This window comes from Acinetobacter boissieri (genome assembly GCF_900096955.1).
Classification (GTDB): Bacteria; Pseudomonadota; Gammaproteobacteria; order Pseudomonadales; family Moraxellaceae; genus Acinetobacter; species Acinetobacter boissieri.
The window spans coordinates 18,098-42,815 of sequence record NZ_FMYL01000010.1; the positions used below are offsets into that span (position 1 = coordinate 18,098).

A 24,718-nucleotide genomic window follows, 5' to 3' on the forward strand; every position below is an offset into this window, starting at 1 on the left:
ATGAGAATGAGAAACAGGAAGTAATTTAAGCTATTTATATATATTAAATAGGTTGCCTAGATACAGTAGTGGTAGTAAATGTAGTGGTAGTAAATATAGATTTTCTATGCTGTTAATTCCCAAAATGTGCTTCATAGATGATAAGAGCGATTGATAGAACTTCTATTGAATTCAAATATTTTGAATGTGATGCTTACAGTATGAAATGGCTTTTATTAAATCTGCTTGGATAGTCTTGGTAGACAAAGAAAGTTTTTTGGCGATATTGACCTGACTAATTCCCTGTAAATAGTACATCGTGATGACTTGTTTGGGTCTATCTTCTAAATTATCGATTGCAAGGGTAATTTGAGTGGCAAGTTCCATAGAGATTACATGTTCTAAAGGTGTGGTTGCACAGCCTTCATAATGCTCATGATCGAGTGTACAAATATAGTTTTTCTCTATTTTAGTTCTACGGGCTCGATCAATAATCATATTTTTTGCAGTTTTAGCCAAAAATGGTCGAGCATCTTTGATTTCAGTCATTAACTCTGGGCGTAAAATGATCTTATAAAAAGTATCTTGTATAATATCGTCGATTTGAGAAGAGCACGTAAAATATTTTGATAACCACTGATACAGCCAACCATAGTGTTGATGGTAAAACTGATGAAAAGAATCTAGATGGGTGCATTTTTCCATAAAATGGGTAATATGTGAACAAAATAAAAGAGTTATATATATTAATCATATTTAAATTTCTATGTATATAAGCAATAATGATTATTATTATATTTTTAATGCTGCAATCTCTTATATTGAGATTTTTTTAACTTTTTTAGTGGCAAAAAGATATGTGCATCAAGTTTTGTGAAGAAAAAATCTTCGTCAATAATATAAAACTCACCTAATTTTATATTATTGACGAAGATTTTGTTATGATAATGCTCTCTTTAATGCATCTTTGTTAGGTCTTTTATGTCTAAGCCATATTTAATTGCTCCATCTATTTTATCAGCCGATTTCGCTCGTTTAGGTGAAGATGTTGAAAAGGTGCTTGAGGCAGGTGCAGATGTGGTTCACTTTGACGTGATGGACAATCACTATGTACCTAACCTAACTTTTGGTGCAGGTGTATGTAAAGCGTTAAAAAATTATGGCATCAAAGCCCCAATAGATGTGCATTTAATGGTGTCACCAGTAGATCGTATGATTGGTGATTTCTTAGAAGCAGGTGCAGATATTATTACTTTTCATCCAGAAGCTAGTGATCATATCGACCGTTCATTACAACTGATTCAGTCGGGTGGGGCAAAAGCAGGTTTAGTGTTTAACCCTGCAACACCATTACACTATTTAGATTATGTGTTAGATCGAGTTGACCAAATTTTACTGATGAGTGTAAACCCCGGTTTTGGTGGTCAAAAATTTATTCCAATGACACTAGAAAAGCTTCGTCAAGCACGTCAAATTATTGATACCAGTGGACGTGACATTCGTTTAGAAGTGGATGGGGGAGTGAGCCCTGCAAATATTAAAGCGATTGCCGAGGCAGGTGCAGATATGTTTGTAGCAGGTTCAGCAATTTTTAATCAACCTGACTATAAAACTGTGATTGACCAAATGCGTGCAGAATTGGCACAAGTTTGATATTTTATCTAGTTGTTGTATTCTTTACTTAAACAGTAATACATTAAATATGTGAGTCATGTAAAAATCATGAATGTAATGCGTCTACTGGCCGTAATGTTTCGCTTACTCATCGCAATTGCGGTGGGCTGTGCAACTGTGGCCAATGCATCTACATTTATGATGCATGATAAAGCCATGTCTTCTACAGTCATGCAAGATGATTGTACTGAACATCATCATGGAACATCGACACATATGACGATGGATATGAATGATTGTGTTTCAGCTGAAAAAGTAAAGCATGTGAGTGTGATACCACATCAATCTGGGTGTTTAGATTGTCAGACATTGCATTGCCAAAATATAAGTTTTATTTCAGCGTTAGCACATGATTTACAATTGACGCCTCCTGAAGTCGCTTTAGATAAAATCATATTAATTCCGTATAAATCACAAATCCATTCAGGTTATTGGACGCAAATTATTAGACCACCGAAAAACTAACGTTTATCTAGAAGATTTTTATTATTTAAAATAGATCAAGGTGAGCAAATGTCTAATCAATGGATACGTTACAGTATTATGCTGTTATGTGTGTATGTCGCACAATTCACTCAAGCGCAAGTGCGAGAGTATCATCTCTCAATTTCTGAGAAAACCGTTCAGGTGACTGGTAAGCCGGTCAAGAAAATTTTAGTCAACGGACAACTTCCTGCGCCAACACTTACTTTTGAAGAAGGTGATGAGGCTGTCATTTATGTGCACAATACACTGAAAAATCAACCTACATCATTGCATTGGCATGGGTTACTTTTGCCAAATATGATGGATGGTGTACCGGGCTTAGGTGGTTTTAAAGGGATTGCGCCACAAGGTGATTTTGTTTATCGCTTTAAAGTTCGCCAAACAGGAACCTATTGGTATCACGCACATAGTCAAGGCCAAGAACAAGATGGTGTATATGGTGCTTTTATTGTTTATCCAAAGTCAGGTCAAGTACAACCCGAAGCGGAAAAAGTACAACAAGACCATGTGATTCTATTGTCAGATTTTCATACCCAATCTAGCCAGCGAATTATGGCGAATTTAAAACAATCTGCAGATTATTACCAAAATCAAAGAGAAACTTTATTCGATGTGATTAAACAGGTCAAAGGCCAAGGACTTGCAAACACATGGCAAGATCGAAAGATGTGGGCTCAAATGCGAATGCTCAAAACAGATTTAAGTGATGTGACAGGTTATACCTTTTTAATGAATGGTTTTACACCAACACAGCCATGGAGTGATTCATTTAAAATAGGTGAAAGAATTCGTTTACGGTTTATCAATGCCTCTGCAATGTCATTTTTTGATGTACGAATTCCAAATTTAAAACTGACTGTGGTGAGTGCTGATGGGCAGGCAGTGAAACCTGTTACTGTAGATGAGTTTAGATTTGGTGCAGGCGAAACGTATGATGTAATTGTCGAGCCAGTACAAGACCATTATCAGATTCAGGCAGAATCAATAGATCGCAGTGGATTTGCATTGGGTGAACTCAAGCGTGAAGGTGCTCCTACTGTACAGTGGCAAATACCAGCTCATCGCCCACGTGCTTTACTGAATATGTCTGATATGGGAATGGATCACACAGATATGAATCACAGTATGCCGATGGACCACGCAGGTATGAATCACGATATGCCGATGGACCATGCAGGTATGAATCACGATATGCCGATGGATCACACAGATATGAATCACGATATGCCCATGAACCCTGAAGATATGAAGCATGACATGCCAAATATGTCTGCACACAATATGGAAGATATGGTCTCTGAACCAAAGCTTGAGGGTTGGGCAAATGCAGGTACACCGAAAGGTGCAAAAATGTTGCAATACTCAGATTTGCAAGCATTGACACCTCAAACAGACACACGCCCTGCAAGCCAAGAAATTGTTATGGTATTGGGTGGCAATATGGAGCGTTATATTTGGACCATTAATGGGAAAAAGTATTCACAAGCGACTCCGCTGAAAGTAAAGTATGGCGAGCGTGTGAAATTAACGTTTGTGAATGAAAGTATGATGGCGCATCCAATGCATTTGCATGGCATGTTTGTGCAGTTAGATAATGGTCAGTCACCTAAAAATATGCCATCAAAGCATACTATTATTGTACCACCTGGTAAAACAGTGAGTGTATTGCTCACAGCAGATGAGCTTGGCGATTGGGCCTTGCATTGTCATTTGTTGTATCACATGAATGCAGGCATGATGAATACACTCACAGTGGCTAAAGTTGATACGCATGTCGCAGATCATTCACATGCCAATACAAACAACGTCTCAGCACCTCAAACATCACAGCAAGGAGATGCTCATGTACATCACTAAACTGGGTGTGTTTTTAGCAGTGACTTTGTATGGCACTACTGTTTTTGCATCGACACAACATAATATGATGGATATGAATGACTCAGCCATGAATCACGCAATGGTTGATCGTGATGAAATGCATGACCATGGCAATGATATTTTTATGGCGGGATCTTTAGAAAATACATGGCTTTGGGCAGATGGTGGGCAAAATATATGGTCAACTTCATTTGAAGGCTGGGTTGGTAATGATGAAAATAAGCTATTTTTATATGCAACACAGGAAAAAGAAACATCTGAGCGTAATACGTTTGATGTAACTGCATTGTATAGCCGAAATATTGCTACGTTTTGGGATGCACAGGCAGGTCTACGATATCGTCAAGATGATAATCTACCACAACATCAAAAACGCCTAGATGCGGTGGTGGGAATACATGGTTTAGCGCCTTACTTTTTTGAGACCAATGCTTATCTGTATGTAGGACAGTATCGTTATAGCGCTGTACAGCTTGAGACCAGTCGTGACATTTTGCTTACGCAAAAACTCATTGCACAGCCATATTTAGACACAACGTGGGTCATGCAAGATCGCGCGAAATTTGGCAATAAAACGGGGCTTGCCAATGTGGAAAGCGGTTTAAAAGTAAGATATGAAATCAATAAAATAGTAATGCCTTTTATTGATGTGGCTTATCATTATAAAACTGCACCTAAACACATGGTAGAGATACATCAAGAACCATCAGACCATGCTGTGTATGCAGGTATTGGGCTTTTGCTGAAGTTTTAATATAATAGGCAAGTATGAATTTATACTTGCCTTCTTTTTTTAGGAACATCTTATGCAAGTGCCTGAGTTATTTGAAATGAAAGTTTCTAGTCCAGTTGGGAATTTGCGTTTGATTGCTGATGATGAGGCTTTGGTTGCAATTTGTTGGTATGACGATTGCAAAACACCATATGCTTTACACGTGTATAACCATAGTGATCAACACAACATTTTAGTACAGGCAAAAGATGAGCTCGCGCAATATTTTAATCATGAGCGACAGTCTTTTGATGTGCCGACCAAATTTTTATTTGGCACAGATTTTCAAAAACAAGTCTGGCGAGCATTGTGTGGTATTGCACTCGGTCAAACAACATCTTACGGGGCTTTAGCCACTGATATTGATCGTCCTAAAGCAGTCCGAGCAGTCGCTACAGCAATTGCACATAATCCATTGTCAATTATTGTACCGTGTCATCGGGTGGTGGGTAAGCAAGGTGACTTGAGAGGATTTGCGGGCGGTCTGAAAAACAAACAATATTTACTAGATTTAGAGCAGGTATGATGTATATACTCAACACATCATCACGTACATATTATAGATATAGGAAGACCAATGTAGTTCAGAATGCCTTATAAACAGCATCCATTTAAAGCTGTTCCTAATCTGTTACAATAGGGGCATTCGTCCTATATATTTTTCTGAACGCTGCAAGTTTGCAGTAGGTAATGATTGATGAGTCTTGCACAAGAATTAGCAACTGAAGTTGCCAAGCGTCGCACATTTGCGATTATTTCTCACCCCGATGCGGGTAAAACCACCATGACAGAAAAACTACTGTTATGGGGGAAAGCAATTCAAGTGGCAGGTATGGTAAAAAGCCGTAAATCTGACCGCTCTGCAACTTCTGATTGGATGGAAATGGAAAAAGAACGTGGTATTTCCATTACAACGTCAGTGATGCAGTTTCCATATAAACAACATGTGATTAATTTACTAGATACACCGGGTCATGAAGACTTTTCTGAAGATACCTACCGCACATTGACCGCAGTAGACTCGGCACTGATGGTGATTGATGGTGCAAAAGGGGTTGAAGATCGGACCATTAAACTCATGGACGTATGTCGTATGCGTGATACGCCGATTGTCTCGTTTGTGAATAAAATGGACCGAGAAATTCGAGAGCCTTTAGAATTACTGGATGAAATTGAAAATGTCCTGAAAATTCGTTGTGTACCGATTACATGGCCACTCGGTATGGGGCGTGATTTTGCAGGTGTATACCATATTGCTGAAAACAAAACGTATGTATATAAAGCAGGTTTCGGCTCAAAGATTACAGATATTGAAGTCCGTGATGGCTATGACTACCCAGATATTCGTGAAAAAATTGGTGACATGTCTTTCAAAGCCTTTGAAGAGTCTTTAGAGCTTGTACAAATGGCTGCAGATACATTAGATCACGACCTATTTTTACAAGGCAAACAAACTCCTGTACTTTTTGGTACAGCTTTGGGTAACTTTGGTGTAGACCATATTTTAGATGCTTTTATTCATTGGGCACCTAGACCTAAAGCACATCCAACTCAAGAAAGATCGGTCGAAGCCACAGAAACAGGATTTTCTGGTTTTGTATTTAAAATTCAAGCCAACATGGACCCTAAACACCGTGACCGTATTGCCTTTATGCGTATTTGTTCAGGCAAATATGAAAAAGGCTTAAAAATGAATCATGTCCGTTTAGGTAAAGATATTCGTATTTCTGATGCTTTGACGTTTCTTGCCGGTGAGCGAGAGCATTTAGAAGAAGCGTGGCCGGGCGATATTATTGGTTTACATAACCACGGTACAATTCAAATTGGTGACACTTTTACCGACAATGAGTCTTTACATTTTACGGGCATACCGCACTTTGCGCCTGAAATGTTTCGCCGTGTGCGATTGAAAGACCCGTTAAAGTCAAAACAGCTACAAAAAGGTTTGAAAGAGCTCTCTGAAGAGGGTGCAACACAAGTCTTTATGCCACAAATTAACAATGATTTGATTGTTGGTGCAGTTGGCGTATTGCAGTTTGATGTGGTGGCTTACCGCCTCAAAGAAGAATACAAAGTGGATTGTGTGTACGAGCCTGTGAATGTAAATACAGTACGTTGGGTTCATTGTGACGATGAAAAAATGCTGAATGAATTTAAAAAGAAAGCATATGACCAATTGTCTATAGATGGTGGTGGCCATTTAACATATTTGGCACCAAGCCGTGTGAACTTGCAAATTATGCAAGAGCGTTGGCCAGATGTTGAATTTAGAAATACCAGAGAGCACTAAGTTTTAGATAAAAAAACAGCTTCTGAATAGAAGCTGTTTTTTATTGAAATAGTGATGGGTTATTTAAGGGTATATCTATGGTCGCATACATTTACATAGATTGACTTGCATCTTAAATAGATTGTCTTTAGCTTTATAAACTTATATACCATAGCCGTGTATGTATTGAGAAAATTGATGATGTACAACACACAAAAAAATAACAAGCTCTATGCAATAATATTCTGTTGTTTACTCACTGCATGTCAAAAACCACCTGTTGTTGTAGATGACAATAGCAGTAAAGACACAGTGGTAAAAAGCAAACCGCAACAGCCTGAATTTAATGCGGAAATTACGCCAATAGCACTTCAACAAAGTAGCTGTGATAACCGCCGTTGTGCTGAGTTTTCAATTGCTCATTTGATCAGTAATCAAAAATTTATTGATCAAACACTTGAACAAGCCACACTTGATCTTTTAAAACAAAAATTAGATTTGCGCTTTGTAGATGAAACAACGGCAAATGATTTGAGTACACCAAACCAAGGTAATAGCCTTAGTTTTAATGAGCAAGTACAACGTTGTGCAGATGCATTTTTTCAGCTAGATCAAGCCTTTAATCAGGTGAATAGCAATATGCATGCATCATTTGTGATACAAGTTGAACGACAATCACACGTTGGAAATTTAGTCACCATTGTGCTTAAAGCGCATGATTTTTTAGGGGGTGCTCATGCTTCCAACGGTGAATATTACTTTATATTTGACCTTGCAAAGAAACAGCAACTGACTTTAGAAAGTATATTGTTACCAAATCAAAAAAATGCTTTAAAAGCATTACTCTATACCCAGTTTAAAGACTGGGTTTTGGCTGAAAAACTTGCCGATCAAGTAGAGAATTATGAGCAAGCATGGCCATTTAAAGTTAGTCATAACTTTTACTTCAATGAGAAAGGTTTAGTTTTACAGTACAATGAGTATGATATTGCGCCGTATGCTATGGGGGCACCAAGTTTTATCATTCCTTATGCTCAGCTTGAAGGTATTTTACAGCCTCAATTTTTGCCGACGCAACATTAATTAATATATGAAATTATTTGATACCCATACTCATTTTGATGTATCAGATTTTGATACAGACCGAGAAGCGTTAGCACGTGATGCTAAACAGCGTGGTGTTGAAGCATTGGTACTGATTGGTATTACACGGCAACGCTTTGATATTTTATGGCAGACGCATCAGTGGTTATTGGCACGCTCTGATATTTTTCCAAAAAGTTATTTTGCACCCGGCCTCCATCCTTTTTATATTGAGCAACATCAAAAAGATGACTTGCAGACTTTAGAAGATTACTTAGCGCAAAAAGAATGTGTGGCGATTGGTGAAATTGGTTTAGATACATTTTTAAAACAGCATCGCGAACCCAATGTGTATGATCAACAAAAATATTTCTTTAATGCACAGCTTGCGCTTGCGACACAATACAATAAACCTGTGCTATTACACATTCGTAAAGCACATGCCGAGGTATTGAAAATAATAAAAATGCAACGTTTTACCAATGGCGGAATCGCACATGCTTTTAGCGGTGGAGTAGAAGAGGCAAAGGCTTTTATTAAACTGGGATTTAAGCTTGGCATAACAGGGCAAATTACCAACTTAAACGCGAAGAAACTACACCGTACAGTACATGCAGTCGGTTTGGAGCATTTAGTCATAGAAACCGATTGTCCTGATATGACCCCTCTTTGTTGCCAACAATCAAATACATCGCATACCAGAAACGTCCCTGCCAATTTAACGTATGTATGCCAAAGTTTGGCAGAGACATTAAATCTTGATTTAGATACAGTCACGCATCAGCTTTGGCAAAATACGATGAGTGCGTTAAAGGTTTCAGATGCTTAACGTAATACGCTGACAGTCACTGATGTTACGAATACAACATAAACACGCTTTTGAGGGATTTACTGCTTAATTTTAGATGTAAGCTTTTGAGGGATTTACTGCTTAATTTTAGATGTAAAAGGTAAAAACGAATTCTATTTGCAATTCGATGTATAGACAGCATCGTTTTATACATCAGTTCAGTTGATACAGACGAAAAAAATAAAACAGGCTAAACTATGTCGCATAAATGAATACATAGTTGAATAGGTATATGACTGATATAGCCCAAGATGATGAATACGAACGCCGTTTTGCGGGTGTGTCTAAAGTTTATACAGAACGCTCTTTTTCAAAATATCAACATAGCCATGTTGTGGTGATTGGAATTGGTGGCGTAGGAAGTTGGGCAGTTGAGGCTTTAGCACGTACAGGTATTGGACATCTGACATTGGTCGATATGGATGTTTTGGCTGCATCAAATATTAATCGCCAACTTCCTGCCTTGTCTTCAACGCTAGGGCTTGAAAAAATTGAAGTGATGGCGCAGCGTTGCCGTGAAATTAATCCCCGCATTCAGTTAACACTAATTGATGATTATTTAAATGCAGATAACATCAAAACACTTTTGGCAGATCGCCCCGATGTGATTTTAGATTGCATTGATGATGTAAAAGCTAAACTGGCCTTAATGCTACATTGTCGTTTTAATAAATTGCCTTTGGTGGTGTCTGGTGGCGCAGGTGGGAAAAAAGATCCTTTAAAAATACGCGTGGCTGATTTATCTAAAACAGAGCAAGATCCTATGCTGGCTAAATTACGCAGTCAATTGCGTGGTATGGGTATATGTAAAAAACCAAAAGAAAAATTTGGCATTACCTGTGTGTATTCAGCAGATTTACCAGTGTCTTCAGCAGACACATGTACTACAGCAGGTTTACGCTGTGGCGGTTATGGGTCTGCTGTAGTGGTGACATCAACGTTTGCAATGATTGCCGTGGCTGAAGTTTTAAAGAAACTAGATGCAAAAGTGGCTTCACTTTAAGTATTTTTTGCTCGAATTTCTTTAGCTAAAGAGGCAAGGTCTGTATGGTTTGCTTGAGCTGCATCATGTGTTGAAATATAACCTGGGTATTGCTCAAAGTAATGGTCAATCGATGAGTTAATGGCTTGCCATTGTTGTTGGGTTTGCGCTGTGCCATGCATTGGAAAGAGTTTTGCATGGACATGGTCTACGCCAAACCCTTCAAAAACCATAGCTGTACGGCCCACATCATCAAAAAAATGATCTAATTTTTTCGCAACGTGTTTGCTAAATTTAACCAACTCATACATTACATGTTCATCAAGGTCGAAAGCATAGCTCGAATAATGCTTTTTAGGAATAACCACAGTCGTACCGAGCGTGTTTGGAAATAAAGACAAAAATGCAAGGAAATGCTCGTCTTCCGCCACAATATGATGTTCTAATTCTTTATTAACCATTTTACAAAATATACAGCCCATGTTTCATCTCATTTTTATATACTATTTTTAATATAAACAGCATATATGTTAATACGATGAAATATTGGTCTGTGGTTTTTTTTTGGCTTGCTGATGCCAGTGATACCAGCCGTACAATGCATTAAATAATGATGCACAGGTCATCATGACCATGGCATAGTTGCCAGCGTTGACCCAAATAATCATGCCCAAAATATTAGAGGTGACCCATAAAAACCACTGTTCTGAGTAACGCATGGTCATTAAAATTTGTGCAATGATACAAATCACCACAGTCATGGAATCTAAATGGACTTGTTGTGCATTGAGGTAAGCTAAAAATTCGGCATAGCTTAAAGAGCAAACCCCAACAACCGCAAGCATGATGATCCAGCCTTTGATTGTAAGGTTTTTGACTTCAATATCGGTATTGGCTTGACTGGTTTTAGCACGGTGTTTGAGCCAAAAATACAGACCAATAAATTGCATTGGAAAGTAAAAAAGCCCACTGAGCATTGCCTCACCAAAAATATGATTTTTGTACGAGATGTATGCATATAAAGCGGTTGCAATCATACCAAAGAAAAAGTTTTCTATACGTCCTTTTGCTACAAGAACAACACACAGCATATTTGATAAAGCACAAATTATATCCATTGTGCTTTGTTGCCACCAAAAAAATAAAATGAGCTGTATTACTGTAAAAGTAGCAAGCCAAACTTTTTCGAAGGTGGTCCAACCGTGAAATAATTTCATGAGCTGAGAACTGATTAAAATAATCTAAGTATCATGAAATGAATGTTTATAGATTACAAGCACAAAATTTATTTGATTGACTCGTGTATATTTTGAGCCTGGTGTTCTGCTAAATAGGCTTCTGTACGTTGAATGGCATCTTGCATGTGTTGCACAGCATTTTTAATATCTTGTACGCTTTGTGCTTGGCCACCACTGAGTGCTTGGCGCCATTTTCTAGCACCTGGTAGGTTTTGAAATAAACCTAAAATATGCCGTGTAATAATAGATAATGGTGCGCCTTCAGCTAAGCGCTTTTCGATATAAGGAATCATTTGTTCAATAATATCAAAGCGATTCGGTGGTGGAAGCTGCCAAATAGATTGACCTAACTCTGCCAGTAAATATGGATTATGGTAGGCTTCTCGACCAATCATCACACCATCTACATGGTGTAAATGTTGTTGAGTCTCTGCAACAGTTTTTATACCACCATTAATTTCAATGGTTAAATGTGGGCGTTCTTGTTTTAAACGATACACATCTTCGTAGCGTAATGGTGGTACATCTCTGTTTTCTTTGGGAGATAAACCTTTGAGTAAAGCAATACGTGCATGCACCACAAAATATGTACAGCCTGTTTTCGCGACAGTATCTACAAAATGCAGCATTTCTTCATAAGATTGCATGTCATCTATACCAATACGGTGTTTGACATGTACAGGAATATTGACAGCCTGTTGCATGCTTGCAATACATTCAGCGACAAGGTCTGGCTCGGCCATAAGGCAGGCACCAATTTTATTATTTTGTACGCGGTCGCTTGGACAGCCGACATTGAGGTTGATTTCATCATATCCCCAGTCTTGTGCCATTTTACTACAGATGGCGAGGTCTTTGGGGTTTGAGCCACCGAGCTGTAATACAAGTGGATGTTCTTGTGAATTAAAATCTAAATGTCGTTTTGCATCACCAAATAAAATGGCGCCTGTCGTGACCATTTCAGTGTATAAAATAACATTGGGATTAAATAAACGTGCAAAAAATCGGTAATCTTTTGTGGTCCAATCCATCATCGGGGCAACACTAATGCGTGGTTCTTTGGGTAAATTCAGTGTGTTTGATGTACTCATAAAAACGTAACCTTTGGCATCTGTGTTGCGAGAGCGAGTATTTAACTCTATTTGATGTTTTTTTGCATCTTTTAAAGCAGATTATATTCAATTTAAGAGACTAGAAAAAAGATCATGTTAGAAAAGTAGAGTAAAAATCTAACTTTGTATTTTGACAATAACTCAACACGGTAAATTAGGAATGTTTCGAAAGGAAAAAACAAATGAATATTAAAATTATCACCGCAAGTGTACGAAAAGGGCGCATTGGCCCACAAATATCAGATTGGATTTCACAAAGTCTACAACAAAAAATAGATCATTTGGTTGAGGTGATTGACTTAAAAGACTGGAATTTACCTTTAGATGATGAGCCTTTTTTACCAGCAACGGGTCATTATGTGCAGAGCCATACGCAGCAATGGAGTGAAAAAATTAGTAGTGGCGATGTCTTTATATTTGTCTTTCCTCAATACAATTGGGGTTATCCTGCATCATTAAAAAATGCGGTGGATCATTTATATAAAGAATGGGAAGGTAAAGTTGCGTTGATGGTTTCGTATGCAAATAGAGGCGGTGCAAAGGCTGCAGATCAGTTTCAGCAAGTTGTTGAAGGATTGCATATGCATAATTTAAGTGGTCGTATAGAAATTAACTTAAAAGATATTCGATTAAATGATGAAGCAAAGTTAGTTGATGCACTCTCAGATCTACAGCAGTACCAAAACGGTTTATATGACCTGATACAAGAGTCTGAAGTGTTTTTGAAAAACTCTTAAAATTTACGCAAAATTTACGCATTATTCTTTTTCTTTATAGAGAATTTACGGGAAGGCTTTAGATAATGCAGGTCACATTTTTTAAATGGTATCTGACATGTGGGAAGTTCTTTCCGTATTTGTTGTTTCGTTACTATTGGCTTATCCCTTAGGTGGATATCTTGCAACGATTTTGCAAGATAAACCGATGAAAGGTGATGGCCTCTTTAAATGGGTTGAAAAACCTATCTATGCGCTGATGGGCGTTAAACATATAAGTATGAATTGGAAGCAATACCTATGGGCTTTTCTTCTTAGTAATCTGTGCTTATTGGTCGTAAGTGTTGTTGTTTTAATGACTCAAGCATGGTTGCCATTGAATCCAAATAATGCGCCAAATATGAGTTGGCACTTAGCACTTCATACATCGATTTCATTTTTAACCAATACAGACCAACAGCATTATTCTGGCCAAGCACAGTTGTCATATTTTTCACAAATGACAGTGATTACAGGCCTACAATTTTTATCTCCTCTCATTGGCTTAGCGTTAGTGGTGGCTGTTTTACGTGCATTATTTTTACAACCAAATGACGATCATGAACATAAGAAAAATTGGGCATCGATTCATTTAGGCAATTATTGGCGCGATATGATTAGAGTGCTATTTAGATTTTTACTGCCGATCACATTTGTTTTTTCCTTATTGCTTAATAGCCAAGGTGTACCTTCTACATTGTCGGCAGGGCCTACAGTTCAAACCGTGGAACATGATTCACAACATATTCCACTTGGCCCTGTTGCGGCTATGGTGGCCATAAAGCAATTAGGTAGTAATGGTGGGGGATGGTATGGCCCGAACAGCGCAGCGCCGTTAGAAAACCCAACGCCATTTTCAAATTGGCTGGAAATGGTCGCTATTTTACTGATTCCACTTGCCGTAATTTTTATGGTGGCAAAATTTGTACAACGTAAAAAACTGATGTGGATGATTTTCGGCAGTATGTTGTTGATGTCTATTATTTCTACTGGTTTAAGTTTGTGGACTGAACAATATTCATTACAACCGAATGATGCTTTACTCGAAGGAAAGGAATTTCGATTTGGGGCAGAGTCTTCTGCACTATGGGGCGCATTGACCACACAAGTAAATAACGGTTCTGTGAATATGATGCATGACTCACAATCACCGTTAACTGGATTGGTTGAGATGTGCAATATGCTTATTAATGCCATTTGGGGTGGTATAGGCTGTGGCTTACTTCAGTTTCTCATTTACTTGTTCTTGGCTGTATTTATTGCAGGTTTAATGACAGGAAGAACGCCTGAGATTTTTGGCTATAAAATTGAAACAACTGAAATTAAATTGTTATCTGTTGTTATTTTATTACAGCCTATCGTGATTCTTCTTTTAACAGCAATTGCTTTAGCTAATCCAACCCTGACCGCCAATTCAAATCCTGCATTTCATGCCATTTCACAAGTGTTTTATGAGTATACATCTGCGTATGCAAACAATGGTTCAGGCTTTGCAGGGCTAGGTAACAATACAGTGTGGTGGAATCTATCGACCAGTATTGCTTTGCTAGCCGGTCGTTATAGTACGTTAATCATTCCTTTACTCATCGCAATCAGTCTGGCATCTAAACAAAAAACAGCTCAAGGCAAAGGAACTTTAAATATAGAGTCTGCCACTTTCGCCATTATGCTGATTGGTATTGTAGTTATTCTCACTTTGTTGCAATTCATGCCTGTTTTAGTACTAGGCCCAATTGCAGATTTCTTATCTATCCAAGTTTAAGAGGTAAAAGATATGAAGCATGCGACCAGTTCTAAAGCCAATTTTCTAAATAAAGAGATTATTCAGCAGGCATTTATTAAGTTTTTACCCCAGTACACGTTTAAAAATCCTGTGATGGCATGTGTATGGCTAGGGACGCTCATTACTATTTTTGCAACAATTTTAGGCTATAGCCAGCTTGGGTTGGGAATCAGTTTAAGTCTAATTTTGTTTATTACCATTTGGTTTGCAAATTTTGCAGAAGCCATTGCAGAAGCGAAAGGCCGTGGGCAAGCATCGTCTTTAAGACAGGCGCGGGAGAATTTATTTGCTCATCGCATGTTAGATGGTCAAGTGAGTCATACCGAAAAAGTAGCGGCAAATCTGCTGAAAAAAGATGATCTTGTGGTGGTAAAAGCAGGTGAGCTAATTCCTGCCGATGGTGAAATTGTAGAAGGTTTTGCCACCATTAATGAGTCGGCTGTTACCGGTGACTCTGCGCCTGTTGTACGTGAAGCAGGTACAGATAAAACAGGGGTTATTGGTGGTACAAAAGTGTTATCTGATCAAATTATTGTTCGTGTGAGTAATGAAGCAGGTAATAGCTTTTTAGATAGAATGATTGCATTGGTCGAAGGATCAAGTCGTCAAAAAACACCCAATGAAATTGCATTAGGGATTTTACTTAATGTAATGACGATAACCTTTATTGCCGTTGTGGTGACACTGCCTTTTATTGGTTCAATTGTTGATGTTCACATTAATATTGTACTTTTGGTGGCCTTACTCGTCTGTCTAATTCCGACCACCATTGGCGGTCTACTTCCTGCGATTGGTATTGCAGGTATGAATCGAGCATTAAAAGTGAATGTTTTGGCCAAGTCGGGTAAAGCGGTCGAAGTGGCAGGAGATATTGATGTCTTGCTATTAGATAAGACAGGAACAATTACATACGGCGACCGCCAAGCGACGGCATTTTATCCATTGGCAGGTATTGCCCCCTCACTTTTAAGACAGACAGCAATGCGCAGTTCTTTTGCTGACCCAACACCTGAAGGTAAGTCAATTGTAAAACTGGCGCAGTCTTTGGGTGAAATACTTGAATCTGAATCAGATACTGTATTTATTCCTTTTAGTGCTGCAACACGTATGTCGGGTGTTGATCTAAAAGAGGGTACAAGTATTCGTAAAGGTTCCCTCGATGCAATTTTAAAATTTACAGCCACAGATATTGCAGATGTTCATGAATTAAAAAGCAAAGTAGATGAAGTGGCATCAAAAGGTGCAACACCGTTAGTTGTGGCTTTAAATCAAAAAATATTGGGTGTGATTGAGCTGTCTGATGTGATTAAAGAAGGTATAAAAGAACGCTTTGACTTATTTAGAGAAATGGGTATAAAAACCATTATGGTCACGGGTGATAACCCACTCACAGCGGCAACAATTGCAGCCATAGCAGGGGTAGATGACTATATTGCAGAAGCTAAGCCTGAAGATAAATTGGCATGTATTCGTGCAGAACAGAAAAAAGGTCATTTGGTTGCCATGGTTGGAGATGGAACAAACGATGCACCTGCATTAGCGCAGGCCGATATCGGTTTGGCCATGAATTCAGGAACACAGGCAGCTAAAGAAGCAGGCAATATGGTTGATCTTGACTCAGACCCAACCAAGCTTTTAGATATTGTTGAAATTGGCAAGCAACAATTGATTACACGTGGTGCGCTAACGACTTTTTCTCTGGCCAATGATGTTTCAAAATACTTTGTTATTTTACCAGCCTTATTTGCAGTGGCTGTACCACAATTAGATGTTCTTAACTTTTTAAAGCTGTCTAGTCCAACCAGTGCTGTGTTATCTGCACTGATCTTTAATGCCATTATTATTCCTGCACTTATTCCACTGGCCTTACGTGGTGTGAAATTTAAGCCCGCAAGTGCATTGAGTTTATTGCGCCGTAATATGCTGATTTATGGGGTGGGTGGTGTGATATTGCCTTTTATTGTCATTAAAGTGATTGATCTTATGGTCAGTTGTTTCTTATAAGGTTTGGAGAAAGAAATGAATACACATCATATATTGGCTTCAATGTCTGAAGAGAAACAACCGGTGATCAGACAAAGTATAAGCTTGATGGTTTTAGGTTTTGTTGGAACAGGCCTTATGTATTGCCTGTTACAAACAGGGATTGCACAAATGGTTTTTCCATCTCAGGCCAATGGCAGTGTGATTGAGCAACATGGAGCATCTGTGGGTTCTATATGGGTTGCACAAGCATTTAATCATCCACGCTATTTTGAATCGCGACCGAGTGCAATTAATTATGACCCAATGGCGATGTCGGGAAGTAACTTGGCATTGAGTAATCCTGATTTACGTAAAAATATTAATGAGCGAAAACAGAATTTTGCAAAAATAAATGGTGTGGATTTAAATCATGTTCCCTTAGATATGTTAACTGCTTCTGGGAGTGGAATTGATCCAGAGATCTCTCCTGAAAGTGCTAAACAGCAGGTAAATCGAGTGGCACAAGAAAGACATCTTGCTATTAATACTGTGCAAAATCTAGTGAATACATATACTCAAGAAAAACAATTTGGTTTTTTAGGTATGCCTAGAGTGAATGTTTTACAGCTAAATCTTGCACTAGATGCTTTACAGCGCCAGCAGTAATATTGTCAGGGGAATAGTGCAATGAATCTTGATCGTGATGTAAGAGCAGATGCTTGGCTGTCGTATAGCCAACGTGAAGAGCAAGGTCGTTTGACACTATTTCTCGGCGCATGTCCCGGTGTTGGAAAAACCTATGCGATGTTAAGCCGAGCGCATGAACTCATGGCGCAACAGGTGACAGTCGTGGTGGGTATTGTAGAAACACATGGACGTATAGATACGCAAAAACTGGTTTCTGGGTTAACTGTTATTCCAAGAAAAAAAATGAAGTATAAGCATCATATCTTGGAAGAAATGGATTTAGATGCCATTTTGCAGATAAAGCCACATGTTGTTTTGGTCGATGAGCTTGCACATACCAATATGATGACAAGCCGACATGAGCATCGCTGGCAAGATGTAAATGAGTTGTTAGATGCAGGCATTGATGTTTACAGTACGTTAAATATTCAACATCTAGAGAGTCTGAATGATATCGTACGCAAAATCACAGGGGTGAGCGTGAGTGAAACAGTGCCTGATCAATTCTTTGAGCGTTTAAAAGATATTCGTTTAATTGATTTACCCATTTCTGAGTTATTAGAGCGTTTGAAGCAGGGAAAAGTATATATTCCGGAACAAACAGACTATGCACTCAATGGTTTTTTTAAGCCTAATCATTTAATCGCACTGCGTGATCTTGCTTTACAGTTTGTTGCTAAAAATGTAGATATTCATTATAGAGAGGGTGTTCAAAGTATAGGCGGGATTGTCCCTATTCAAAGCCATCTTATGCTGGTTATTTCTGATGTTCACGTTTCAGAATATTTAATACGTAGAGCACATCGAATTGTTGAACGCCGTCATATGAGATGGAGTGTGATTTATATTGAAAAAGGTGACATAAACAGTAAAAAATCTGTTGCTGTAACCCAAAGCTTGAGTTTAGCAAGGCAACTAGGGGCTGAAACGGATTGTGTTTATCATGAAAATATGGCTTCTGCTATTTTAGATACAGCATATTATTATGGTATTTCACAATTGCTTCTAGAGTACCCTACGCAATGGTCTATAACTTCTTGGAAGCATCGGCGTATTGTTCAAAAGATTTTATCTAAACCACATCCTTTTGAAGTCACTTTGGTGCAAAATGATGATTCAGTACCAAATAATCCACAATATATGCCTAAGATATTTTCTACATCAAAAGTAACTCAAAAAGAAATCACTGAAAGTATTGTGATTATGATTTTAGGCGTGCTTTGTGCAAGTATTTTAGATCATTATGTTGGATATAGTGATTTAGCACTTATTTTTATTTTAACAGTCATGGCTGTTGCGGTGCGAACACAAATGTTAGTGACGCTTTTTAGTGTGCTTATATGTTTTATTCTTTACAACTATTTGTTTATTGAGCCAAGGTATACCTTACAAATTAATGCACATGAGGGTGTTATTACGGTATTCCTATTTTTAGGCTGTGCGTTAATTGTGGGTCGGTTGGCCAGTCAGTTAAAAGAGAAAATTGCAAATTTAAAAACAGCAAATTCAATTGCGATGCAACTGCAAGATTTAGAGCGAAAGCTGTCAAATTGTTTAAGTTTGACAGATGTAATGAGAATTGCAAAAAAGCATTTAGAAAAGACATTAAACGCAAATATTTGGCTACGCATAGGAACAGAGGTTCAAGGTATAGATATCTTGTCTGAAAAAGAGCAGATAGCAGCCAACTGGACACAAAAAAATCTTCAACCGTGCGGTTATTTAACCAAGACATTAAACCAATGTGATTGGTGGTTTATACCTCTACCTTTGCAAAAAGAGCATGGTGTTATTGGAATAAAATACGCTCAATCTAAAAAAAATGTGAGTTTTGAAGAGCAGCGACTGATTGCATTAATGGTTGAAGATATGATTCAGACTGCATCTAGAATACAATTGTCTTTACAACTAGAAGATGCAAGAGTGGTGAATGAAACTGAAAAATTACGCTCTGCATTACTCTCTTCAGTGTCGCATGATTTACGCTCGCCGTTAGCCGCCATGATTGGTGCTGCAGACACATTACGTTATTTTGGAAAAGATATTGCTGAGAGCGAACGTACTGAGTTACTAGACATGATTCAGAGTGAAGGTGGGCGCTTAGATCGTTATATACAGAATTTACTAGATATGACACGGCTAGGGCATCAGGGACTGACGCTTCAAAGAACAATAGTCTCTATGACAGATGTGATTAACGCAGTCATTACACGCTTAAAAACATATCAGCCTGAACTAAAAGTTGAATCTTCCATTCAGCCCAATTTACCTGACATGAGTGTTCATCCTGCTTTAATTGAACAAGCTATTTTTAATGTTTTGGAAAATGCAGTAAAGTTTTCACCACCCGATAAATCCATTGTGATTGACGTGACGACTGCGGAAAATAATATGCTACAAATAGATGTGGTGGATGAGGGAGTAGGTATACCTACTGCTGAACGAGAAGACATTTTTGATATGTTTTATACCATGCAACGAGGCGATCGTAATCTAACGGGTACAGGGTTAGGGTTGACCATCGTAAAAGCAATTGTAGGTGCACATATGGGAAAAATTGAGGCTCTATCTGCATTTGAAACACATGGAACACGGGTGCGTATACAGCTTCCTTTGAATTTAGCAGAGTAATAGTAAGGCACGTATGTGAGTAATTATAAGATCTTAGTCATAGATGATGAACCTCAAATTAGACGCTTTATAGAAATTGCGCTAAAGACACAAAATCATCATGTTTTACTGGCCGAAACAGGGTTAAAAGGCATTCAATTCATGATTGAGCAGATGCCTGATTTGGTCATTTTAGACCTAGGGTTACCAGATATGGATGGCCATGAGGTTTTGCAAGAAATTCGCAAATGGTCAAATACGCCTGTCATGGTTTTATCTGCTCGGCCGGATGAAATGCAAAAGGTTTTATTGTTAGATGCAGGGGCAAATGATTATGTGACTAAACCATTTAATATTCAGGAATTATTTGCCCGAATTCGGGTATTGCTTAGAAGTAGACATACTGTTTTAGAAGTACCTACAGTTTTTGACGATGGTTACTTATATATAAATATTGCAGCGCATGTTGTAAAAATAGAAGATATATCTATAAATTTAACCAAAAAAGAATTTCAGTTATTGGCTTTATTATTAAAACATCAAGGACAAATTGTCGCGCAGGCCGATATTATTCGAGAGCTTTGGGGCAGTACACATACTGAAGATACACATTATTTAAGAATACTCACCAAGAAACTGAGAGATAAACTAGAGGGTGGAGCGTCAAAGTATATTACAACAATTTCAGCGATTGGTTTAAGGTTTGAGCTAAAATGACCGTATAACGTTGTAATGAATATTTATGAACGACTCTGATCTGAATTTATGCTGTATCACGTACTAAACTGGTCAAGATATGGTCTTGCCATACGCCATTCAGTTTTAAATATCTTTTTGCATAGCCCTCTTTTTCAAAGCCTAAGCGCTGTAGCAGTTTTGCACTTGGTAGGTTTTCAGGCACATAGTTTGCCATGACTCGGTTGAGATGAAGTGTATTAAACATATAATCTAAACCAAACTGAAGTGCTTGCGTCATGATGCCTTGCCCTTGATAGTCTTGATCTAGGGCATAGCCCAAATAACAAGAACAGAATGCACCGTAGACAATTTGGTCAAAAGAAATGGTTCCAACGACTTTATGTTCATCTTTTAAAACAAAACGTAGTGCTTTGCCTTGTTGAAAGTCTTCAATATATTGTGCAAGTTGTTGTTGCCAATATTTATTTGTATAAAAATCTGTAGACCTTAGAGGCATAGCGTTTTTTAAGTGGGATTTATTTCTTTCGTAATAGTCAATCATTTCATTGGATGTACATTCGTGTAAACCCACCATTTGAATGTGTCCAATACTGGTGTGAGGGTGAGTCATTTTATATTTATCCTTTGCCATATTATTTTAAAGATAAAAGTAATTAATCAGAGTATGTTTGTTTTGTTTTTTATTATATGTAGATTGAAAATAAAAGTGGCCTTTGTTAAGGCCACTTTTTATATTTTATGCATATACAATGAATTTAGAGGGCTTCATTTGCCATCGCTACATAGCTTGCAAACTCAAATTCAATACCAGATGGATCATTGAGATGTTGCTCACTGGCAATCTTTTTAAAGCGTGAAGGGATAGGAGGATAAAAGGTTCCCCCATCCTCTACCGTGACATTAACATGAGTGAGTTCTAAGCGATCTGCATTATTGATGGTTTGTTTGAAAATTTCACCACCACCAATAATAAAAATTTGGGTTGGTTTTTCACTATTTTTGACATCATCTATAGCAAGAGCGAGAACTTCATCAATGCTATGTTCAACCTTTGCACCGTCATAAGACCAATCATGATCACGAGTAATGACCCAATTGACTCGTTTAGGCAAACAGCGCCCCATAGACTCTAGGGTTTTACGCCCCATGACCACTACACCGCCTTGAGTCACTTTTTTAAAGTGTTGTAAGTCGGTTGCAATATGCCATGGTAAATCATTATTTTTACCAATACATTGTTGTTGATCCATTGCAACAACATGCACAATTTCAATACCATTTAAACTCATACGGCCACCGCCGCTTTAATAGCAGGGTGTGATTGATAATTTAAAATGTCGATGTCATCAAAACTGAAATCAAAAATATTGGTCACATTTGGATTGAGTTTGAGTTCACATAGGGGGAGTGTTGAGCGAGATAGTTGTAACTTCGCTTGTTCAAAATGATTGCTGTATAAATGGGTATCGCCACCCGCCCAGACAAAGTCACCTACTTTTAAGCCACAGACTTGAGCCACCATATGCGTAAGCAATGCATAACTTGCTATGTTAAAGGGTACACCTAAAAAGACGTCAGCACTACGTTGGTAGAGTTGGCAAGACAATTTGCCATCCTGTACAAAGAACTGAAATAGGGTGTGGCAGGGTGGTAAAGCGACTTGCGTGGCTTCATTGGGGTTCCAACCAGAAACAATCAGTCGGCGTGAGTCTGGATTGTTTTTTATTTCTTGAATTAACCATGATATTTGGTCAAAACCGTTGTTTTGGTAAGTGCCATCGGCATTTTTTGTAGCACCAAAGTTGCGCCATTGGTGACCATACACTGGCCCAAGCTCACCTTCTGGGCGGTTAAATTTAGCAGTTTGTTCTGCGGTGGCCCATTCATCCCAAATAGATACTTTGTTGTCTTTTAGGTATTTAACATGGGTATCACCATTTAAAAACCATAGTAGTTCAATGGCAATTGAACGAAAGTGCACTTTTTTTGTGGTCAGTAATGGAAAGCCTTTAGATAAGTCAAAGCGCATCTGATGCCCAAAAACAGATCGTGTTCCAGTCCCTGTACGGTCACTTTTGTCGCCACCTTGGTCAAGAATACGCTGTAATAGGTCATGATATGCTTTCATGGTTGTCCTTTATCTATGAGTGTCATTTATGGGAAGTCATTTTATATGAACACCCTGTGGGTGTCGATTAGGGATTAACTTTTCTCTGAGGTAAAAACCTATAACTTAGATTGAGCCCAAGAAAGGTAAACAATAAGGCTTGTGTGCTCAATGCAATGGGGTGTGTAGAAATATTGCTATTTAGAAGTAGTATAAAAATTATAGGAAGAAGCCATAGCCCATATTTAGGCAAATTTAACTGAGTTTGGTAGCGCAGATAGAGTGCCATGGCAAATCCTGTACATAAACTGATAGCAACCCAAAATAAATTTAACTTGGCATATTGCTGAAGAACAATAATTGGGCCAGCACTGACCACAACGCTGACCAGTTGTATCTGCCGAAATTTTTTTGGATCATTTAGTATTTTGATCATGTGACAACTTTTTAAATAAAACTTGCGGTGAAAATAAGCAAATACTTATAACCATGATTGCAATGCCTTGAATTCCCCAAGTAAGTAAGTTTTCAAAGGCTTTTACAAAAATAATGGCACATAAAAATGCCAAGGGAATCCATGTAAAAACTCTATATAGAATTAACCTTGGGTTGTTTTTAACCAAATAAATTTTACATAATCGACAGATTAAAAAGACAATTCCTGCACCGATAAAAAATAAGATCAGTGTGTTTGGCATAGGAAAATATAGGTATAAAGAAACTGCAACAATCACAGCGAAGATCAAAATACAAAGTTTTTGAACGATAGGTGTGTGTGGGTCAAACCAAAATTCAAGCATATTTTTTCTGATATAAAGTGGTGGAAGGAGTCATTGACTCCTTTAGAGTAATATAAAAGATTAGGTCTTTTGCGTATTTCCCCAGTCATAAATTTTTTGTTTATAAGCCCAAAAGATGAGTAATATACCAATGATGATCATTGGCAATGAAAGCATTTGGCCTTTGGTCATCCAGCCAAATAAAATATAACCTTGGTCTGCGTCTGGTTCTCTAAAGAATTCCATGACAAAACGAGCTACGCCGTAACCTGCTAAAAATAAAGCGGATACAGCCATGCGTGGGCGAGGTTTTGAACTAAACCACCACAGTATAATAAATAACAGTAATCCTTCGCAGAGTGCTTGGTAGATTTGCGACGGATGACGCACCAAATGCAATGGATCTGTTGGAAAAATCATACCAAACGGGTAGTTGGGGTCAGTGACTTCACGGCCATACAACTCACCACCAATAAAATTACCAATCCGACCGAACATGAGTCCTGTAGGTACACATGGTGCAATAAAGTCCATGGTTTGAAACCATGTTTTTTGATATTTTCGACACCATAAAATCATGGCGAGCATGACACCAATAAAGCCACCATGAAAGCTCATGCCACCGGTCCAGACTTGGAATAACCACAGTGGGTGTGCTAGAAATTGATCAAATTCGTAAAATAGGACATAACCAATACGTCCACCAATCACAACCCCTAAAGCACCGTAAAAAATGAGGTCAGACACCATTTCTGAACCCCAACCTGTACGTTGCTTTGCTCGGTAGCTTGCCAAGCCCCATGCACATAAAAAAGCCAATAGGTACATAACACCGTACCAATGCACTTTAAGCGGGCCTAACTCTAGCGCAATTGGGTTGATATTGGGGTAAATCAGCATTGATTTTCCTTTTTTATAGTCATCGTTGTGCTGATTTTACCGAATCAGGCTTAAAAATGTTGAATTTTAAGTAGTTCATGTGCAAATGAGCGTATTTTATTTCTTGATAT

Annotated in this window: 25 protein-coding genes; 15 read left to right on the top strand and 10 right to left on the bottom strand. The window is 38.2% G+C overall.

Annotation, left to right across the window (positions count from 1 at the left end; translation table 11 throughout):
- Nucleotides 1-171: 171 nt before the first annotated feature.
- Complete coding sequence (locus BLS38_RS10480; RefSeq protein WP_092749360.1) at nucleotides 172-684, bottom strand: RNA polymerase sigma factor; 513 nt, start codon at nucleotides 682-684, stop codon at nucleotides 172-174.
- A 276-nt stretch (nucleotides 685-960) separates the two neighbouring features.
- On the opposite strand from BLS38_RS10480, the gene rpe reads away from it, so the two are divergent.
- The 9 genes from rpe (at nucleotide 961) to BLS38_RS10525 (ending at nucleotide 9,994) form a co-directional block, all read left to right on the top strand.
- Nucleotides 961-1,632: a ribulose-phosphate 3-epimerase gene (gene rpe / locus BLS38_RS10485; RefSeq protein WP_092749362.1), complete on the top strand. Its 672-nt coding sequence runs from the start codon at nucleotides 961-963 to the stop codon at nucleotides 1,630-1,632.
- A 69-nt stretch (nucleotides 1,633-1,701) separates the two neighbouring features.
- Nucleotides 1,702-2,118: a hypothetical protein gene (locus tag BLS38_RS10490; RefSeq protein WP_092749364.1), complete on the top strand. Its 417-nt coding sequence runs from the start codon at nucleotides 1,702-1,704 to the stop codon at nucleotides 2,116-2,118.
- A gap of 48 nt (nucleotides 2,119-2,166) precedes the next feature.
- Entirely contained in the window at nucleotides 2,167-3,996 is a 1,830-nt protein-coding gene (locus tag BLS38_RS10495) for a copper resistance system multicopper oxidase (RefSeq protein ID WP_092749366.1), read from the top strand.
- Nucleotides 3,983-4,771, top strand: a complete 789-nt coding sequence (locus BLS38_RS10500) for a copper resistance protein B (RefSeq protein WP_171258571.1) — start codon at nucleotides 3,983-3,985, stop codon at nucleotides 4,769-4,771. The genes BLS38_RS10495 and BLS38_RS10500 overlap by 14 nt, the downstream gene beginning before the upstream one ends.
- Before the next feature lie 52 nt (nucleotides 4,772-4,823).
- Nucleotides 4,824-5,315, top strand: a complete 492-nt coding sequence (locus tag BLS38_RS10505; protein ID WP_092749370.1) for a methylated-DNA--[protein]-cysteine S-methyltransferase — start codon at nucleotides 4,824-4,826, stop codon at nucleotides 5,313-5,315.
- Between the two features lie 171 nt (nucleotides 5,316-5,486).
- Nucleotides 5,487-7,079, top strand: a complete 1,593-nt coding sequence (locus tag BLS38_RS10510) for a peptide chain release factor 3 (RefSeq protein WP_092749372.1) — start codon at nucleotides 5,487-5,489, stop codon at nucleotides 7,077-7,079.
- Nucleotides 7,080-7,256: 177 nt separating this feature from the next.
- A complete protein-coding gene (locus tag BLS38_RS10515) occupies nucleotides 7,257-8,141 on the top strand; it encodes an RsiV family protein (RefSeq protein ID WP_092749374.1) in 885 nt (294 codons plus the stop codon).
- A 7-nt stretch (nucleotides 8,142-8,148) separates the two neighbouring features.
- Complete coding sequence (locus BLS38_RS10520; protein ID WP_092749376.1) at nucleotides 8,149-8,970, top strand: TatD family hydrolase; 822 nt, start codon at nucleotides 8,149-8,151, stop codon at nucleotides 8,968-8,970.
- Nucleotides 8,971-9,223: 253 nt separating this feature from the next.
- Nucleotides 9,224-9,994: a tRNA threonylcarbamoyladenosine dehydratase gene (locus tag BLS38_RS10525; RefSeq protein WP_092749378.1), complete on the top strand. Its 771-nt coding sequence runs from the start codon at nucleotides 9,224-9,226 to the stop codon at nucleotides 9,992-9,994.
- On the opposite strand, the gene BLS38_RS10530 is transcribed toward BLS38_RS10525, so the two are convergent.
- From BLS38_RS10530 to dusA, 3 genes are all read right to left on the bottom strand, one after another.
- Nucleotides 9,991-10,455, bottom strand: a complete 465-nt coding sequence (locus BLS38_RS10530) for an HIT family protein (RefSeq protein ID WP_092749380.1) — start codon at nucleotides 10,453-10,455, stop codon at nucleotides 9,991-9,993. The genes BLS38_RS10525 and BLS38_RS10530 overlap by 4 nt on opposite strands.
- Before the next feature lie 48 nt (nucleotides 10,456-10,503).
- Complete coding sequence (gene pnuC / locus BLS38_RS10535; RefSeq protein ID WP_092749382.1) at nucleotides 10,504-11,190, bottom strand: nicotinamide riboside transporter PnuC; 687 nt, start codon at nucleotides 11,188-11,190, stop codon at nucleotides 10,504-10,506.
- 68 nt (nucleotides 11,191-11,258) lie between these two features.
- Entirely contained in the window at nucleotides 11,259-12,302 is a 1,044-nt protein-coding gene (gene dusA, locus BLS38_RS10540; protein WP_092749384.1) for a tRNA dihydrouridine(20/20a) synthase DusA, read from the bottom strand.
- A 203-nt stretch (nucleotides 12,303-12,505) separates the two neighbouring features.
- On the opposite strand from dusA, the gene BLS38_RS10545 reads away from it, so the two are divergent.
- The 6 genes from BLS38_RS10545 to BLS38_RS10570 all read left to right on the top strand — a co-directional run bounded on the left by BLS38_RS10545 (nucleotide 12,506) and on the right by BLS38_RS10570 (nucleotide 20,840).
- On the top strand, nucleotides 12,506-13,060 hold the full coding sequence (locus tag BLS38_RS10545; RefSeq protein ID WP_092749386.1) for an NADPH-dependent FMN reductase: 555 nt from the start codon (nucleotides 12,506-12,508) through the stop codon (nucleotides 13,058-13,060).
- A gap of 97 nt (nucleotides 13,061-13,157) precedes the next feature.
- A complete protein-coding gene (gene kdpA / locus BLS38_RS10550) occupies nucleotides 13,158-14,840 on the top strand; it encodes a potassium-transporting ATPase subunit KdpA (protein WP_092749388.1) in 1,683 nt (560 codons plus the stop codon).
- A 12-nt stretch (nucleotides 14,841-14,852) separates the two neighbouring features.
- A complete protein-coding gene (kdpB, locus tag BLS38_RS10555; protein WP_092749390.1) occupies nucleotides 14,853-16,865 on the top strand; it encodes a potassium-transporting ATPase subunit KdpB in 2,013 nt (670 codons plus the stop codon).
- 15 nt (nucleotides 16,866-16,880) lie between these two features.
- Nucleotides 16,881-17,492, top strand: a complete 612-nt coding sequence (kdpC, locus tag BLS38_RS10560; RefSeq protein WP_092749392.1) for a potassium-transporting ATPase subunit KdpC — start codon at nucleotides 16,881-16,883, stop codon at nucleotides 17,490-17,492.
- Between the two features lie 21 nt (nucleotides 17,493-17,513).
- Nucleotides 17,514-20,144: a sensor histidine kinase gene (locus BLS38_RS10565; protein ID WP_092749394.1), complete on the top strand. Its 2,631-nt coding sequence runs from the start codon at nucleotides 17,514-17,516 to the stop codon at nucleotides 20,142-20,144.
- Between the two features lie 15 nt (nucleotides 20,145-20,159).
- Nucleotides 20,160-20,840, top strand: coding sequence for a response regulator transcription factor (locus tag BLS38_RS10570; protein ID WP_092749396.1), 681 nt, complete (start codon nucleotides 20,160-20,162; stop codon nucleotides 20,838-20,840).
- Nucleotides 20,841-20,886: 46 nt separating this feature from the next.
- Here BLS38_RS10570 and BLS38_RS10575 read toward each other — a convergent pair whose 3' ends face one another.
- The 6 genes from BLS38_RS10575 to lgt form a co-directional block, all read right to left on the bottom strand.
- Nucleotides 20,887-21,432: a GNAT family N-acetyltransferase gene (locus BLS38_RS10575; protein WP_171258573.1), complete on the bottom strand. Its 546-nt coding sequence runs from the start codon at nucleotides 21,430-21,432 to the stop codon at nucleotides 20,887-20,889.
- A gap of 145 nt (nucleotides 21,433-21,577) precedes the next feature.
- Nucleotides 21,578-22,111, bottom strand: coding sequence for a dihydrofolate reductase (locus BLS38_RS10580; protein ID WP_092749400.1), 534 nt, complete (start codon nucleotides 22,109-22,111; stop codon nucleotides 21,578-21,580).
- Nucleotides 22,108-22,950 carry a thymidylate synthase gene (gene thyA / locus BLS38_RS10585; RefSeq protein ID WP_092749402.1) on the bottom strand — a complete coding sequence of 281 codons (843 nt, stop codon included), beginning with the start codon at nucleotides 22,948-22,950 and terminating at the stop codon, nucleotides 22,108-22,110. The genes BLS38_RS10580 and thyA overlap by 4 nt, the downstream gene beginning before the upstream one ends.
- A gap of 67 nt (nucleotides 22,951-23,017) precedes the next feature.
- A complete protein-coding gene (locus BLS38_RS10590; RefSeq protein WP_092749404.1) occupies nucleotides 23,018-23,365 on the bottom strand; it encodes a hypothetical protein in 348 nt (115 codons plus the stop codon).
- On the bottom strand, nucleotides 23,346-23,729 hold the full coding sequence (locus BLS38_RS10595; protein ID WP_092749406.1) for a hypothetical protein: 384 nt from the start codon (nucleotides 23,727-23,729) through the stop codon (nucleotides 23,346-23,348). The genes BLS38_RS10590 and BLS38_RS10595 overlap by 20 nt, the downstream gene beginning before the upstream one ends.
- A gap of 60 nt (nucleotides 23,730-23,789) precedes the next feature.
- Nucleotides 23,790-24,608, bottom strand: coding sequence for a prolipoprotein diacylglyceryl transferase (gene lgt / locus BLS38_RS10600; protein WP_092749408.1), 819 nt, complete (start codon nucleotides 24,606-24,608; stop codon nucleotides 23,790-23,792).
- Nucleotides 24,609-24,718: the final 110 nt, after the last annotated feature.

Bases quoted from the DNA above. Each gene is read 5' to 3' on its own strand.
- BLS38_RS10565 (WP_092749394.1), top strand. From the start codon at position 17,514: ATGAATCTTGATCGTGATGTAAGAGCAGATGCTTGGCTGTCGTATAGC.
- BLS38_RS10480 (WP_092749360.1), bottom strand. From the start codon at position 684: ATGGAAAAATGCACCCATCTAGATTCTTTTCATCAGTTTTACCATCAA.
- BLS38_RS10490 (WP_092749364.1), top strand. From the start codon at position 1,702: ATGAATGTAATGCGTCTACTGGCCGTAATGTTTCGCTTACTCATCGCA.
- kdpC (WP_092749392.1), top strand. From the start codon at position 16,881: ATGAATACACATCATATATTGGCTTCAATGTCTGAAGAGAAACAACCG.
- kdpB (WP_092749390.1), top strand. From the start codon at position 14,853: ATGAAGCATGCGACCAGTTCTAAAGCCAATTTTCTAAATAAAGAGATT.
- rpe (WP_092749362.1), top strand. From the start codon at position 961: ATGTCTAAGCCATATTTAATTGCTCCATCTATTTTATCAGCCGATTTC.
- BLS38_RS10505 (WP_092749370.1), top strand. From the start codon at position 4,824: ATGCAAGTGCCTGAGTTATTTGAAATGAAAGTTTCTAGTCCAGTTGGG.
- BLS38_RS10500 (WP_171258571.1), top strand. From the start codon at position 3,983: ATGTACATCACTAAACTGGGTGTGTTTTTAGCAGTGACTTTGTATGGC.
- BLS38_RS10545 (WP_092749386.1), top strand. From the start codon at position 12,506: ATGAATATTAAAATTATCACCGCAAGTGTACGAAAAGGGCGCATTGGC.
- BLS38_RS10525 (WP_092749378.1), top strand. From the start codon at position 9,224: ATGACTGATATAGCCCAAGATGATGAATACGAACGCCGTTTTGCGGGT.
- BLS38_RS10520 (WP_092749376.1), top strand. From the start codon at position 8,149: ATGAAATTATTTGATACCCATACTCATTTTGATGTATCAGATTTTGAT.
- BLS38_RS10495 (WP_092749366.1), top strand. From the start codon at position 2,167: ATGTCTAATCAATGGATACGTTACAGTATTATGCTGTTATGTGTGTAT.
- lgt (WP_092749408.1), bottom strand. From the start codon at position 24,608: ATGCTGATTTACCCCAATATCAACCCAATTGCGCTAGAGTTAGGCCCG.
- kdpA (WP_092749388.1), top strand. From the start codon at position 13,158: ATGTGGGAAGTTCTTTCCGTATTTGTTGTTTCGTTACTATTGGCTTAT.
- BLS38_RS10510 (WP_092749372.1), top strand. From the start codon at position 5,487: ATGAGTCTTGCACAAGAATTAGCAACTGAAGTTGCCAAGCGTCGCACA.
- BLS38_RS10530 (WP_092749380.1), bottom strand. From the start codon at position 10,455: ATGGGCTGTATATTTTGTAAAATGGTTAATAAAGAATTAGAACATCAT.
- pnuC (WP_092749382.1), bottom strand. From the start codon at position 11,190: ATGAAATTATTTCACGGTTGGACCACCTTCGAAAAAGTTTGGCTTGCT.
- BLS38_RS10515 (WP_092749374.1), top strand. From the start codon at position 7,257: ATGATGTACAACACACAAAAAAATAACAAGCTCTATGCAATAATATTC.
- BLS38_RS10575 (WP_171258573.1), bottom strand. From the start codon at position 21,432: ATGACTCACCCTCACACCAGTATTGGACACATTCAAATGGTGGGTTTA.
- BLS38_RS10590 (WP_092749404.1), bottom strand. From the start codon at position 23,365: ATGATCAAAATACTAAATGATCCAAAAAAATTTCGGCAGATACAACTG.
- thyA (WP_092749402.1), bottom strand. From the start codon at position 22,950: ATGAAAGCATATCATGACCTATTACAGCGTATTCTTGACCAAGGTGGC.
- BLS38_RS10595 (WP_092749406.1), bottom strand. From the start codon at position 23,729: ATGCTTGAATTTTGGTTTGACCCACACACACCTATCGTTCAAAAACTT.
- dusA (WP_092749384.1), bottom strand. From the start codon at position 12,302: ATGAGTACATCAAACACACTGAATTTACCCAAAGAACCACGCATTAGT.
- BLS38_RS10580 (WP_092749400.1), bottom strand. From the start codon at position 22,111: ATGAGTTTAAATGGTATTGAAATTGTGCATGTTGTTGCAATGGATCAA.